This window comes from Acinetobacter sp. 161(2023), from assembly GCF_037027805.1.
GTDB lineage: Bacteria > Pseudomonadota > Gammaproteobacteria > Pseudomonadales > Moraxellaceae > Acinetobacter.
Genome location: NZ_JAZEYD010000014.1, coordinates 93,689 through 108,202 on the forward strand (window position 1 = coordinate 93,689; position 14,514 = coordinate 108,202).

A 14,514-nucleotide genomic window follows, 5' to 3' on the forward strand; every position below is an offset into this window, starting at 1 on the left:
ATATGGCTTTATTTTATTAACTCTGCATTTATGATTCAACCTACTGAATTAGTAGGAATTTGACCTATATTTTTTGTACGGGTAGCATATTTTTTGCCAACTCTCCTAAACGCATCAAAGCATTTAACATTTTGGGATTTAACTCAAAACACGCTGCAATACGTAAACAATGACTAAAACGTTTATCAGCCGAACATAAAATTCCCGGCATACACAAGATTTTTTCATCCATTGCCTGATGAAACAGTTCTAATGTGTCGATAGATTCGGGTAACTCTAACCATAAAATAAATCCTGCTTGTGGGCGACTGACTCGAGTACCAAGTGGGAAATAACGACAAATATAAGATTTGATGGTGTCAATTTGTTGTTGATAGCGTTTTTTAAGATGCCTTAAGTGCAGGTCGTAACCACCATTTTCTAAGAAAAGTCCTAAAGTTTCTGTGAGTAAAGCTGGCTCGGCAACAGTGGTTGTAAATTTAAGTTGCTGCACAATATTTCGAAAGCGCCCAGCTTCTAGCCAACCGATTCGATAGTCGGGTGCTACAGTCTTGGTGTAGCTACTACATACCAACACCCATCCATTTTGATCAAATGCCTTAATGTTGGGTAAGAGAGGTTCGGCTAGTTGCAATTCGGCATACATCGCATCTTCAATAACAGGAACTTGAAAATGATTGGCTAGCTCTGCCAAGCGACGGCGGTTGCTTTCAGGCATGCTAAAACCGAGAGGATTGTGTCCTGTTGGAATAGTTAATATGGCTTGTACACTTTTAGATTTTAACAGTTCTTCAAGAGCATCTAGGCACATACCTGTATGTGGGGAGGTCGGCACTTCTACAATTTTTCGGCCTAAATTATGAAGGAGTGGGTAGAGATTATGAAAAGTAGGGATCTCAAGTGCAATGCTATCACCCGCTTGAGTTGTTGCCATAATCGCGAGACTTAAAGCCTCCATCGTGCCGTGAGTGAGTACAATATCATTTGCTGAAAGAAACATACCAAGCTGTAAACTTCGCCTCGCAATTTGAGTACGTAAACGTATAGAGCCGGGCGGTAAAGTATAGTTTTTAAAAATATCTGGTTGTGTCCGTAAAACTTGAGCAGTTAAGCGTTTTAAGCGTTCAATTGGATAGAAGTTTTCACCTGTAGGGCAAGCCAGAGCCAAATTGATATAGTCGGGGTCCATCTGTTTTTTAATAATTTGCGCGAGAAAACAGCTAATTCCTGAAAGAGGCACTTTTTCTTCACTCACATAACGCTCTTCGGGTTCTAGCAGGTTTGAAGGTGCATGACAAACATAGTAGCCAGACTGAGGGCGAACAGAAATTAAACCTTGGTCTTCAAGCTGACGATAAGCTTCTTTGACAGTATTAATGCTGACCTGATAATGATTTGCGCAGTCTCGGATTGATGGTAAGCGTGAACCAATCGGCTGCCTACCATTTTGAATTTGAAGGGTTAGGTCATCACTCACTTTTTTATATTTGTACATATCAATTCATTAAAAAGCCAAAGTAATGGATACACTTTATCGTGATCTTTTATTTAACTCAAATATTGTAATGGCTTTTGATTTATTCATTTAACACAAATCTAAACTTAAAAACTGTGTCTATTATTTTTAATAAAAACTGATACTGTGACCATTAAAAATAAATCAGTAATATCAGACCTATGGTAAGGATTTAAAACCATAATTTTTAATTACAAATTCAGTAGGAGTGGGTCTATGTCCGTTGTTGCATTTAAACAAGTTGATGTTTTTACTTCACAAGCATTTAAAGGGAATCCTGTCGCAGTCATTATGGACGGCAGTACCTTAACATCTGAACAGATGCAGGAAATTGCCAATTGGACTAATCTTTCTGAAACCACGTTTGTGCTCCCTGCGACCGATTCACAAGCTGACTATCAGGTTCGAATTTTTACTCCGCAAAGTGAATTACCATTTGCAGGACATCCTACAATTGGTACTGCCTATGCTTTGCTTGAAGCTGGTCTAATTACTGCTAAAGAAGGTAAGCTGGTACAGCAATGTGGTGCGGGGTTGGTAACGCTTACCGTAAGTGGCTCAAGTCATATTTCATTTGAACTACCTAAGCCTAAAATTACACCATTAGATGCAATCCACACTGAGAAATTAGCAGAAATTTTAAAATGTGAAATTAGTACTCAATGGAATGCCACATTGGTTGATGTAGGCGCACGCTGGGTTGTCTTGCAAGCTGTAAACGCGCAAGCTGTTTTAGATAGCCAACCAGACTTTGCTGCTCTAAAAGAACATGATTTAGAAATGAAAGTTGGTGGAGCGACGGTTTATGGTTTTTATGAAAATAATGATGAGCAAAAACATATAGAAGTCCGCTCATTTGCTCCTTCAATTGGAATAAATGAAGATCCAGTTTGTGGAAGTGGTAATGGCAGTGTGGCGTCTTTCATTCGTTACCATGGTATTTTGCCAGCACAAAATGATGTCGTGCTTTCTTCACAAGGTCGGGCTTTAGGTCGTGATGGGCAGCTTCAACTAAATTTGTATCAAGACAAAATTTTAGTGGGTGGAACGGCTGTTACCTGTATTGATGGCACGATTAACTTATAAAACAGATATAAAAAAAACCGAGGACTTTGCCTCGGTTTTTTTAATTAGAAAAATCTTATTTTTCTACGAAAGCACGCTCAATCACGTAGTCGCCCATTACACCCATACGAGGTGATTCAACTAAACCGTGTTGGTCAAGTAGCGCAGCAACATCTTTTAAGAATGCAGGGCTACCGCAAAGCATTGCGCGGTCAGTTTCACGGTTAAATCGTGGTAAACCAACTTTTTCGAATAAAGCGCCAGTTTCAATTGCAGTTGTTACACGGCCTTGAGTGTGGAAAGGTTCACGAGTTACAGTAGGGTAGTAAACAAGTTTGTCTTTAATACCTAACTCTTCAAAGAACTCATGGTTTGGTAATTCGTTCAAGATAAGGTCTTGATAAGCTAATTCAGAAATATAGCGTGTACCATGAACAACAATTACTTTTTCAAAACGTTCGTAAGTTTCTGGGTCACGAATAATTGATAAGAATGGTGCAAGGCCTGTACCAGAAGATAAAAGGTACAAGTTTTTACCCGGTAAAAGGTCATCATGAACCAATGTACCTGTCGGTTTTTTAGAAATTAAAATTTCATCGCCAACTTGTACTTTTTGCAAAATCGAAGTTAAAGGACCTTCTTGTACTTTAATTGAGAAAAACTCTAACTCTTCTTCGTAATTTGCACTTGCAATCGAATATGCGCGCATTAACGGTTTGCCATTCACTTCAAGTCCGATCATTACGAACTGACCATTTTTAAAACGTAAGCTAGTGTCGCGTGTAGTTTTAAAACTGAAAAGGGTGTCATTCCAGTGGTGAACATGAGTAATGCGTTCGACGTTAAAAGCAGCCATTAAAGGTCTCGATCACGATTAAAAGAAAACAGATAGCTATTCTAATCTAATTTCATTCCCGATAAACTGAATATATTTAATTGTGTTTATAAGAAAAAGTGATGAACAACTCTGTCACCTTCCCCATAATCGGCCATATGTGTTCACCTTATCGTGAAAAATTTGGCATTCCACGTCAGCCTAATTTGGTAAATATTGAGTCTTATATCGAAATGGCAGAACCTTATAATGACTTATTGGCATTTGAAGGAATTGAGCAGTTCAGTCATCTTTGGCTAGTCTGGCAGTTTCATGACAATAAAAATCAGGGTAATGCCGATAAATTCCGTCCACAGGTTCGTCCGCCACGTTTAGGGGGTAATGAAAAAATTGGTGTATTCGCTACACGTAGCATGTATCGACCATCTCCAATTGGGCTTTCAGTTGTAAAACTGAATAAAGTGGAAAAACTAGGTAAGTCTGTTCGTGTTTACGTCACTGGAAGTGATTTATTAAATGGCACTCCAATTTTAGATATTAAACCCTACATTCAATATTCTGATGCAATTGTTGATGCACAAAGTGGTTATGCACATGCTGAACCCGAACGGAAGTTAGTCGTTTGGTCAGGAGCTGCGTTAGCAGCTCAAAAATATTTTCTGCAAAATAATGAAATCAATTCACAGTACATTGATGAGCTTGAGCAAGTTTTATCTTTAGATCCAAGACCTGCCTATCAAGAAGACGCTGAGCGGATTTATAAAATGAAATTTTCAGACTTTGATATTCATTTTAAAGTCGATCAATTTCTAGTTACTGTCATTGATGTAGTGAAGACTTCTTCGCTTGCACAATAGAAATCTTTAAAACCAATGGATGTTGAGCCAAAGTAAGCTAATAAATATGGCCATATGAATGAGTTGGGCGGGCACGAAAGCAAGGGCATAGGGCAGCCCGCCCGAAATTGCAGAGTTCACACTTTTGGCAAGCGCATGAACGGCAAAGCCTCCTAAAAAAGCAATTAATAAAGGTGTCATATGGGTGCTATCAGGTTCACCTTGTACAATGACTGCCGCAATAGCTGCATGTATTTCAAATAAAGATGCGAGCAGAGTACCTGCGATTAATCCAGCATCGCCTAAAGATATACTTAAACCATAAACACCTGCCTGAATGAGGGTGAGTGTGCCTGCAATAATAATGGCTTCTTTTAAGCTGAACATTCTTGAGTCGAGTTCGGGCGAAGTTGTACTGGGCTCTGCTTTACGTAATAAAATGAAAGCCCAGATTGCTAAAACTGCTAATGCAATAAGTGTAGGAAATATAATCAGCTTAAACCAAGCAAAGCTAATCCCAATCACAATAATTAAAGTTTGAATGAGTGTTGAAACACATGACATTAATGCAGCGCCTGCATTTGTAGTTGCATTGGCTCTGCCGGAGCGTACTTCTAAACCTAAACTGGCAATCGTCGCTGTACTAGAAACAAATCCCGAAGCTAAAGAAGACAGTAATAAAGCGTTTTTAGAGGAGAGTAACCGTTTCGCAATATGGGCGAGTGCTTGTACAAATAAGATCAAAGTGAGTAATTTTAAAATCACATGTGGATTTAAAACTGGACCCCAAAAGGGTTTATTGGGAACTAAAGGCAACGCAATTAAAAGTAAGGCGAGTAGGAAAATACCATCACGCAATTCCGATTCAGTAATCCACTGACTGGCAATGCCATGCATAGATTGTTTAGCCAATAAAATAATGGTCATGATCACGGCGAGTCCAGCAGCTAGCGAAATATTCCAAATACAAAGTGCCCCAATAAAGTAAGTCATAATAAAGGCAAGTTCGGTGGTCGCACCGGGGTCATTGGGCTGATTTTTGAGAGATACAATGCTAATTGCACCAATGAGAAGGGCACCTACAATTCCAATTTCAGTGCCGAATAAAAAGCAGATTGCACCGAGTAGGGAACTAATTGCAAAAGAACGAAATCCCGCAAAAGTTTTGTATTCATGTTTAAGCTTACTTCGTTCACGCTCTAGACCAATCAATAAGCCACAACCGAGCGCCGCAGCAATGACGGTAATGAATTGTTCAAATGAAGTTGTTTGTAATGACATTGTCATTGGAAGCTCCATATTACTTCCTCTTTGGTTTATTGTTATAAGTAGATTTGAATCGTTTTAAAAATCATATATTCACGTTCAGTTTATGCTTTTTATTATAGTGAGCATAGTGTCTTTTTTAGGCAAAGCAACATACACAGTATTTTTATAAATATGAACTATGACGCAAAAAAAAATTAAGTTGAGAATTGGTTTAATTATTTGAAGTTAAAGAATATTTAAAATTTTGGTTTAGTGATTTTGTGATGAGCTAAATCAAAAATATCTCTGCTATATTATAAAAATATATTGGGGATAACGCATGAATGCACATGTACAAATAGATACGTATTGGTGTCTAGAACAACTATTACAAGAAGGCCGTATTACAGAACGAGATAAATTACTTGTACAATCAAGCCACCGCCAAAAAGACCAATTAAAGTGGCATCCATTACAGTGGATTGCACATTTTAATTTAAAGGATCAACAGCATACACACGCTCATTTAAGTTTAAACCGCTTGTGTTTGTGGTTTGCAGATCGGGTTCAACTTCCTTTATTTGTGATTGATCCTTTAAAGGCAGATGTTAGTGCTTTAACGCAGGTAATGTCACAAGAATTTGCTATTCGCAATCATATTTTAGCTGTTGAAATTCATGCCGAACGAATCGTGATTGGAACAGATCAGCCATTTCAAACAGATTGGCTTAATAATCTTGAACGAAGTCTAGCACCTAAAAAAATTGAGCGGGTATTACTTAATCCTGAACAGTTACAGCGTTATTTACGCGAATATTATCAGGTCAGTCGGGCGGTAAACTCTGCTCAAAAAGATGCAGCTCATGAACGAGACACTAAAAATGTTGAAGCGCTTTTGCAGCTTGGCGACAGTCAAAACCCAGATGCGAATGATCAGCATATTGTGAAATTAGTAGACTGGATTTTACAGTTTGCGTTTGAACAAAGTGCCAGTGACATTCATATGGAACCGCGTAAAGATAACGGTAAAGTCAGGTTCCGTATAGATGGTGTTTTGCACACCATTTATAACATGCCTTCAAATACACTGACCGCCGTGATTGCACGTATTAAGATTTTAGGACGTTTAAATGTCGCCGAAAAGCGCAAACCACAAGATGGTCGATTAAAAACTCGGACGCCAAAGGGGCAAGAAACAGAGCTACGTTTATCAACCTTGCCAACAGCCTTTGGTGAAAAACTGGTCATGCGGATTTTTGATCCAGATGTGTTGGTACGTTCTTTTCATCAACTGGGCTTTGAAGAGAGTTTATTACAACAGTGGCAACAGTTAACAAAAAATAGCCATGGTATTATTTTAGTCACTGGTCCTACAGGTTCAGGTAAAACGACAACGCTATATTCTTCGTTAAAGCAGCTCGCAACAGATCAGGTCAATGTCTGTACCATTGAAGATCCAATTGAAATGTTAGAGCCTAGTTTTAACCAGATGCAAGTCAACAATGCAATTGAATTAGGCTTTGCAGATGGTGTTCGTGCGCTCATGCGTCAAGACCCCGATATTATTATGATTGGGGAAATTCGTGATCAAGATACAGCGAATATGGCAATTCAGGCTGCATTAACAGGTCATTTGGTATTATCAACTTTACATACCAATGATGCGCCGTCTAGTTTGACTCGCTTGCATGATTTAGGCGTGCAACCATTCTTGACAGCAGCCACAATTTTGGGTGTTCTCGCACAGCGTTTAGTACGACAGCTTTGTCCGCACTGCAAACAGCAAACTCATATTAATGAGGATGAATGGCAACACCTCACATTCGATTATATTATGGACATGCCAGAAAAAGTTTATCAGGCAGTAGGGTGTGAACAATGTCGTCATACAGGTTATAAAGGGCGAGTGGGTATTTATGAATTTATGCCGGTCAGTCTTGAGCTTAAGCATCTTATTAGTAGCCATATGACTTTAAATGATTTGAGAACACAAACTAAAAAAGAAGGTATAGAACCCTTAAGAATTGCGGGTGCTCGTAAAGTCATTGATGGTCTTACGACATTAGAAGAGGTATTACGGGTTGTGCCATTAAATTAACTTTTTCTTAAGATTCACCTCATTTATGCATGATGTACTTATGTTATTCCAAGATGTGATTAAAAAGGTAATCTTATGAAAATGCTTAAAGCAATGATAATGACTACAGGTCTAACAGCTGCTAGTGTCGCTATGGCGAATACACCTGTGAATCAGGCAGCAATTGCTCCAGTAACTGTAACAACTGTTAAGCATGCATTAACGGCTAAAGATAATACACCGGTCAAAGTACATGGTCAGGTTGTAAAGTCTTTAGGCGATGAAAAATACCAATTTCGTGACAAGACAGGTAGCATTACGGTTGATGTAGATGATGAACTTTGGCAAGGTCGTCCTATTTCACCAAATACAAATGTGACTTTAATTGGTGAAGTAGACATCGACTATAAGCCTTTAAAACGTGTAGAAATTGAGGTGGATCAAGTTCAGTTCTAATGAATTGATCTCTGGATCTACTGCTTTCAGCCGCATTTAAATGATGCGGCTTTGCTTTTTTTATAAAGGCTTGGCAAGATCAACTCAGGATAGAACAGGAAAAAATAGATGAGAATTTTGCTTGCAGAAGATGATCGCTCTCAAGCGGAAAGTATTCAATCTTGGTTAGAGTTAGACGGTTATCAGGTCGATTGGGTGGAAAGGGGGGATTATGCGCTTACGGCAATCGAGCAGCATGACTATGACTGTATTTTACTTGATCGGGGACTGCCGCAATTAGCGGGTGAGAAAGTTCTAACAACGATCCGTTATAAACAAAAAAATGTTCCTGTTATTTTTATTACCGCACGTGACAGTATTCATGATCGAGTAGAAGGACTAGATTTAGGCGCAAATGATTATTTGGTTAAGCCTTTTAGTTTAGAAGAGTTATCTGCCCGCATTCGTGCTCAATTACGTAAACAAACTTTGAGTCAGCAATTGATTTTAACGTGGGGAAATTTGCAACTCGACACACAAGCGAAAGTTGTATTATGTGAGGGCAAATCTATCGTTTTAACGGCAAAAGAATTCCAGATATTACGTAAGCTGATGGCTCATCCGGAACATATTATTACCCGTGATCAATTAGAAGAAGCACTCTATGCATGGGGGGAGGAAATTGAAAGTAACGCGATAGAAGTATTTATTTATCAGCTTCGTAAAAAAATCGGAAGTAGCTGCATTAAAACCATACGGGGGCTAGGCTACCGGATGGGAGATTTAAAATGAAATCGAATCGCTCATCCTTGCAGTCACAACTCGTTAAAACCACGATGTGGAGTAGTATCGTGGTGGGGCTATTGGCTTTAAGCTTACTCACTATATTTTCTATTTATCACAACATGTCAGTGCAAGACGAAATCATGGATGAAATTTCAGATACTTTGCTCGTTTCTGATCTTTCAAAACATCCTATGAGACAGTTTGATGAGCTGAGTGATGAATTTGATATTCAGTATGAATTATTAAACGCCGGTCAATTACTTACTCATTCTCATACCTATCAGCATGAGCTTTTTGAACAAGGTAATTTATCAAAAGGTTTTTCATATTTTTGGTTTGACGGCCAATTATGGCGTAGTCTGGCTGCCCCGCAAGTAGACTCACAATTACATGTCGAAGTCTTTCAGCCAATGAGTACCCGTATTGAAGAGGTTTTTAAAGCGCTTGCAGGTTATAGTGCACTCATGGTGTTATTTTGGCTTTTACAATGGGCAATTGTACGTTGGTGTACCAAGCAACAATTAGCTGCTCTGAGCCTATTATCCAAACGTATTGCTCAAAAAACTGCATCAAATCTAGAACCAATTCAAGATCCAGATGTCATTACAGAAATTCAACCTGTGATTGATGCTATAAACCAGTTACTTGCAAGGTTGCAAAGGGCATTAGTGGCTGAACAGCGTTTTACCGCAGATGCTTCTCATGAGTTACGATCTCCATTATCTGCTATAAAAATGCGTCTTCAGGTTCTACAGCGTAAATATCAACATGTTCCAGAACTTCATCAGGACTTTGAGCGTATACAAGAAGACGTTTCAAAAAGTACAAAAATACTTGAAAATTTACTCCTTCTTGCTCGCTTGGAACCTAATGAAGCAGAACAGCCAGAACTTCCTAAGACGATTATCGATTTAAATTACTTATTAGCCAGAGTTATAGAAACTGTAAATGTAGATGCACAAGCTAAACAGATTTTGATAGAGACAAGTACCTTATCAATAGAAACTAAAACGTTTGCGAATGAAGAATTACTGTTTATTGCTTTTAGAAATTTATTTGATAATGCCATTCGTTATAGCCCAGTTTTAGGCTTTATTCATGTTGAGATTAATCAAGATGAACAGCACATTAAGATTTCTGTAGAAGATACGGGAAATGGTGTAGATGATGAGGTATTGCAACGTTTAGGACAGCGCTTTTTCCGGGTATTAGGCACTCAGCAGCAAGGTTCAGGGTTGGGAATTTCGATTACACGAAAAATTATTGAATTGCATAATGGCGAATTACATTTTATGCATGCTGAACAGGGTGGCTTAAGGGTGGAAGTTAATCTTCCTTTATAAAAAATAGCATGGTTACCCATGCTATCCATTTTTTGTTTTCCCACGAATATTATTGAAACGCGAGTGTATTTTTTATTTAGTTAAAATTAGACGATTGTTGCGAGTGAGACGTAAACGATATTCCTCGCCAGCATGCATAATGCGGATTTCACGGCCTAATGCAAAAAGGTTATTAGAATGTAACATTGGTAAGGCGTGAGCTGTTTCATTGTTACGAGTGAATAAGCTAAAAGGTGCGTTCATTTGTTGTGCTCCGTGGTATGTTATTGAACGATTTAAATGATAATCATTATCGAATAGGTCTGTCAATGAGATTTTTAAGATTTTATAAAATGATAAAATTTGCTTACACTTGAGAAAAACTTTAGAGAGTAAAAAATGCCCAAACCAATCGTCGATGTCGCTATAGCAATCTTGATCCATCGTGGAAAAGTACTAATTGGATGGCGCGAAGAGCAGCAGCATCAAGGTGGAAAGCATGAGTTTCCGGGAGGAAAGGTTGAGCAGGGTGAAACACCCGAAGAAGCCTGTCGCCGTGAAATCTATGAAGAAGTGGGTATTGGTTTAAAAGATTGGCATCAATTTGATTATATTCACCATGAGTATGATGACATTATTGTCAATTTACATTTATTCCATAGTTATGTGCCTGATGAGCTATTAAATCTTATTCATCAACCATGGGCATGGTACACAAGGGAACAGTTACTTCACTTAAACTTTCCAAAAGCCAATAAAGACATCATAAAGCGACTCTATTGGCCTCATTTCATCAAAATCAGCAATATGCTTACATCTGTAGATAACAGTGAAACTTTATTGTATTGGCGTATAGAAGAAGATGGTTCTGATCAGAGATATTTAGAACAATTAAGTGCTTTAGATGAAAATCAGTTATCACACTTAATCATTAATATAGATATTTGGCAGCAATTGGACCTTGAGTTAAAAAAACAGATAAAGACCGTTCATTTAAAACAATCTCAGCTTATGAATTTGCATAAGGGTGATTTAACAGTGGGCGTACGTCATATTGCCGCTTGTCATGATGCAGTTTCTTTAAAGCAGGCTGAGCAGATTGGCTGTGATGCTGTTTTTATTAGTCCTGTAAAGCCAACAATGACTCATCCAGAAGCCGCGGCATTAGGCTGGGAGCGTTTCGCTGATCTAGCCCAAAATAGCCAAATTCCAGTTTTTGGATTGGGGGGAGTGCATCCTGATGATTTACCTACTGCACAGCAGCATGGTGCATATGGCTTAGCAGGCATTCGTAATTTTTAATAAGAAAATAAACAAGCATTAAAAGCTAGAGAGCTTTTAATGCTTGTTGTGCTTCTTGAACAGTTTTTTGATTATTGCGTTGTTGTCCAGCTTTTAAAATGGTTAGCCAAAGCTGTTTTTTCATGGCTTGGCTCTGAGCAAAGCTTAAACCACGTCGTGCTAAAGACTCAGCATTAGAATATTGCTGCTTATGATTTGCCGTAAGTGCAAGAAATAAATAAGTCTCAGCTGCTTGGGGCGCTAAACGCTGTGCTTGAAGCGCATAACGTTCAGCTTCTGACCATTGCTGATTTCTGTAAGCCTGCTCAGTTTTCTGCATTAAGACTTTAAATGCAGGTAACTGACTTCCATCATCACTAAAGCGTTGGAGCTTCTTTTGCTGTGGGACAATGACCTGTAAATTTTTGCGTTGAATTTCCGGATGCTCATAAGGTGTAATTTTTACACCCGTTGGCGTTTCCGTATTTTTCTTTACAGGTGGAGTTGGTGTTTTCTCTTTGGACTCAGAATGATCAGGCAAAGTTGTACAACCGACCATAAGTACAGCACCAATATAAAAAACACCTTTCTTAAACATATCCTACTTTCCTGTTAACACTTAGTTGTTATAACTACCACTTGAAATCACATGTGAGTTATTTGACAGATCTTGTTGCATCTGATTTTCACTATCACGAATATAGCTATCGGTATTATCCGGTTGAGAAGCTGGCGTTGTGTTATCACTTTGTGGCGTATATGTTGGATCAACTTGATAATAAGGCGCTGCACATGGTGTCGCACGATGTGGAACCGTATGGGTTAGCATCGGAATATACATAGCACCATTACAAGCCTGCGCAGATAAATCACCTGATGCACGATCAATCCATTGCCACTGTACAGTGTCTGGTTGACGTAGATTCACAGGCGTTTGGCGTAACTGTTTCATTACATTAGTCCACACTGGCAATGCACCAGATGAACCTGTTAGACCAGTAACATTGTTGTCATCTAAACCTAACCACACGACAGCCACATGATTACCTGAGTAACCTGCAAACCATGAGTCACGTGTATCGTTAGTTGTACCTGATTTACCCGCCAATTTTAAAGCTGGAGATAAGCTACTATAGGCTGAACGGCCAGTACCCGAAGACATCACCTGTTGTAAACCATAATTCATGATATAGCCAACAGATGGATCAATCGTCTGTTGCACCTTAAGACCATAACGGTCAAGCAGACGACCATTGGCATCTACGACAGATCGAATCGCACGAGTTGGATATTTAAAACCGCCTGTAGCGAAGTTTTCATAGATTCCTAGAACTTCCATTGGTGACATATTGACTGCCCCAAGGAAAATAGAAGGGTAGGCAGGAATTGTTGACTCAACACCAAACTTTCTTAAATTATTGGTAAATGTAGATAGACCAAACTCTTGACCCAAACGTACAGCAGAAAGGTTATATGAGTTCGCTAATGCTTCACTCAGGCTCACTACGCCATGTCCACCACCACTATAGTTTTTTGGTGTCCAGCTTTTACCACCATCTACAGGAACACTAATCGGAGCATCATCAATTTGGCTTGCCCAGTTATAACGTCCAGATTCAATAGCACTTAAATAAATCACAGGTTTCAACAAAGAACCCACTTGACGTTTTGCATCTAAAGCGCGGTTAAAACCAGTAAAATCTTGTGTAGAACCCACCGCTGCAACGAGCTCACCATTTTCAGGATGTGCAATCAGTACAGCGCCTTGTAAATTTTTCAAACGAGATGGATTACTACTAGCCAAACGATCTACTGAAGCTTTAAACGCATTTTGAACTTGAGTTTGAGTAATTGGATCTAAGGTCGTAAAAATACGTAAGCCCTGATTGGTTAAATCACTTTCTTGATACTCTGTACGTAATTGACGACGCACAATATCTAAAAAGTCTGGGAATTTTGCAGGACCTAAACTTGGTTTACTTAAGACATTTAAAGGACGTGTAATTTCAGTTTCATATTCGGCTTGAGTTAAATAACCCATCACGAGCATGTTATTTAACACGGTATCGCGGCGTTTTTTTGCACCTTCAGGGTTTTTCCAAGGGTTATATAAAGAAGGGCCTTGCACTAATCCTACTAAATAAGCTTGTTGTGCAACATTAAGCTCACGTAATGGTAAACCAAAATAAAATTGTGAAGCCAAACCATAGCCATTAATTGAGTAGCTACCATTTTGGCCCAGATTTACTTCATTTAAGTAGGCTTCTAAAATTTCATCTTTACTGTAATGTAGCTCAATGAGTAAAGCCATTAATGCTTCATTCACTTTACGTTTTAATGTGCGTTCAGGAGTGAGATAGAAATTTTTAACTAATTGTTGAGTCAGGGTTGAGCCACCTTGACGCTTTCCACCAGTAACATTACTGACCAAAGCACGAGCAGTACCGCGAATTGAAATACCATGATGATGATAAAAATTGCGGTCTTCTGTAGAAATTAAAGCTTCGATGAGTGGTTTAGGAACATTATTCAATTTAATGAGTAAACGGTCTTCATTGTGTTGAGGATAAATTCCTCCAATGAGTAGCGGTTCTAAGCGTGCAACGCCGGTTGAAGAAGGTTTGGTACTTCGAACATCAGCAACTTGGTCATTTGCAAAACTTAACTCTAAGACTTGTTCAGGTTCAACACTGTCGCCGTAGTCAAAACCACGTGTGTGAATATACATATTGCTGCCTTGAGCAACGTAACTTCCAGACTTGTCATAATTACTTGAAGTTTTGTAACCCAATAGTTTTAACTCTTGAGTGAAATTTTCTTGAGTAATAGGCGCGTTGTTATAAATTTCCAAAGGTCGTGCAAACACTTTGGCAGGAATATCCCACCGCTGTCCTTCAAATTTTTCACGGATAATATTATCTAAACGAATCAGATAGATACTAAGAGCAATAAAAGCACCAATGACCAAAATGGAAAAGATTAGTGCAAAGAAACCGATACCACGTTCAAACTTCATAAAAATGAGATAAAACCCTAACAATGTCTGTAATGATGCGATAGCTTGTCATCAATTTGCAATGATAAAACTGTGAATAATTGGAAAAGTTAGATTG

At 38.7% G+C, this 14,514-nt stretch carries 13 protein-coding genes; 7 read left to right on the top strand and 6 right to left on the bottom strand.

Going from position 1 to position 14,514, the window contains the following annotated elements:
• Nucleotides 1-64: 64 nt before the first annotated feature.
• Complete coding sequence (locus WA249_RS14440) at nt 65-1,501, bottom strand: aminotransferase-like domain-containing protein (protein WP_336169784.1); 1,437 nt, start codon at nt 1,499-1,501, stop codon at nt 65-67.
• Nucleotides 1,502-1,732: 231 nt separating this feature from the next.
• Between WA249_RS14440 and WA249_RS14445 the strand changes: the two genes are divergently transcribed.
• Entirely contained in the window at nt 1,733-2,602 is an 870-nt protein-coding gene (locus WA249_RS14445) for a PhzF family phenazine biosynthesis protein (RefSeq protein WP_336169702.1), read from the top strand.
• Nucleotides 2,603-2,657: 55 nt separating this feature from the next.
• Here WA249_RS14445 and WA249_RS14450 read toward each other — a convergent pair whose 3' ends face one another.
• The gene (locus WA249_RS14450; protein WP_016137545.1) at nt 2,658-3,437 is read right to left on the bottom strand and encodes a ferredoxin--NADP reductase; all 780 of its coding nucleotides are present in this window, start codon (nt 3,435-3,437) and stop codon (nt 2,658-2,660) included.
• Between the two features lie 101 nt (nt 3,438-3,538).
• Here WA249_RS14450 and tsaA point away from each other — a divergent pair, with 101 nt between their 5' ends.
• On the top strand, nt 3,539-4,273 hold the full coding sequence (gene tsaA, locus WA249_RS14455) for a tRNA (N6-threonylcarbamoyladenosine(37)-N6)-methyltransferase TrmO (protein WP_336169703.1): 735 nt from the start codon (nt 3,539-3,541) through the stop codon (nt 4,271-4,273).
• A gap of 6 nt (nt 4,274-4,279) precedes the next feature.
• Here tsaA and WA249_RS14460 read toward each other — a convergent pair whose 3' ends face one another.
• Complete coding sequence (locus WA249_RS14460; RefSeq protein WP_336169704.1) at nt 4,280-5,551, bottom strand: MgtC/SapB family protein; 1,272 nt, start codon at nt 5,549-5,551, stop codon at nt 4,280-4,282.
• A gap of 289 nt (nt 5,552-5,840) precedes the next feature.
• On the opposite strand from WA249_RS14460, the gene WA249_RS14465 reads away from it, so the two are divergent.
• The 4 genes from WA249_RS14465 (at nt 5,841) to WA249_RS14480 (ending at nt 10,141) form a co-directional block, all read left to right on the top strand.
• Nucleotides 5,841-7,598: a GspE/PulE family protein gene (locus WA249_RS14465; protein WP_336169705.1), complete on the top strand. Its 1,758-nt coding sequence runs from the start codon at nt 5,841-5,843 to the stop codon at nt 7,596-7,598.
• A 75-nt stretch (nt 7,599-7,673) separates the two neighbouring features.
• Nucleotides 7,674-8,033, top strand: a complete 360-nt coding sequence (locus WA249_RS14470) for a NirD/YgiW/YdeI family stress tolerance protein (RefSeq protein ID WP_336169710.1) — start codon at nt 7,674-7,676, stop codon at nt 8,031-8,033.
• Between the two features lie 108 nt (nt 8,034-8,141).
• Nucleotides 8,142-8,804, top strand: a complete 663-nt coding sequence (locus WA249_RS14475) for a response regulator transcription factor (protein WP_336169712.1) — start codon at nt 8,142-8,144, stop codon at nt 8,802-8,804.
• Nucleotides 8,801-10,141 (top strand): sensor histidine kinase, encoded by a 1,341-nt coding sequence (locus WA249_RS14480; RefSeq protein WP_336169714.1) that lies wholly within the window; start codon nt 8,801-8,803, stop codon nt 10,139-10,141. The genes WA249_RS14475 and WA249_RS14480 overlap by 4 nt, the downstream gene beginning before the upstream one ends.
• 72 nt (nt 10,142-10,213) lie before the next feature.
• On the opposite strand, the gene hemP is transcribed toward WA249_RS14480, so the two are convergent.
• Nucleotides 10,214-10,384 (bottom strand): hemin uptake protein HemP, encoded by a 171-nt coding sequence (gene hemP / locus WA249_RS14485; protein ID WP_004643472.1) that lies wholly within the window; start codon nt 10,382-10,384, stop codon nt 10,214-10,216.
• A gap of 135 nt (nt 10,385-10,519) precedes the next feature.
• Here hemP and WA249_RS14490 point away from each other — a divergent pair, with 135 nt between their 5' ends.
• Nucleotides 10,520-11,422, top strand: coding sequence for an NUDIX domain-containing protein (locus WA249_RS14490; RefSeq protein WP_336169716.1), 903 nt, complete (start codon nt 10,520-10,522; stop codon nt 11,420-11,422).
• Nucleotides 11,423-11,447: 25 nt separating this feature from the next.
• On the opposite strand, the gene WA249_RS14495 is transcribed toward WA249_RS14490, so the two are convergent.
• Entirely contained in the window at nt 11,448-11,999 is a 552-nt protein-coding gene (locus WA249_RS14495) for a tetratricopeptide repeat protein (RefSeq protein ID WP_336169718.1), read from the bottom strand.
• A 21-nt stretch (nt 12,000-12,020) separates the two neighbouring features.
• The gene (mrcB, locus tag WA249_RS14500; protein ID WP_336169720.1) at nt 12,021-14,417 is read right to left on the bottom strand and encodes a penicillin-binding protein 1B; all 2,397 of its coding nucleotides are present in this window, start codon (nt 14,415-14,417) and stop codon (nt 12,021-12,023) included.
• Between the last annotated feature and the right edge of the window lie 97 nt (nt 14,418-14,514).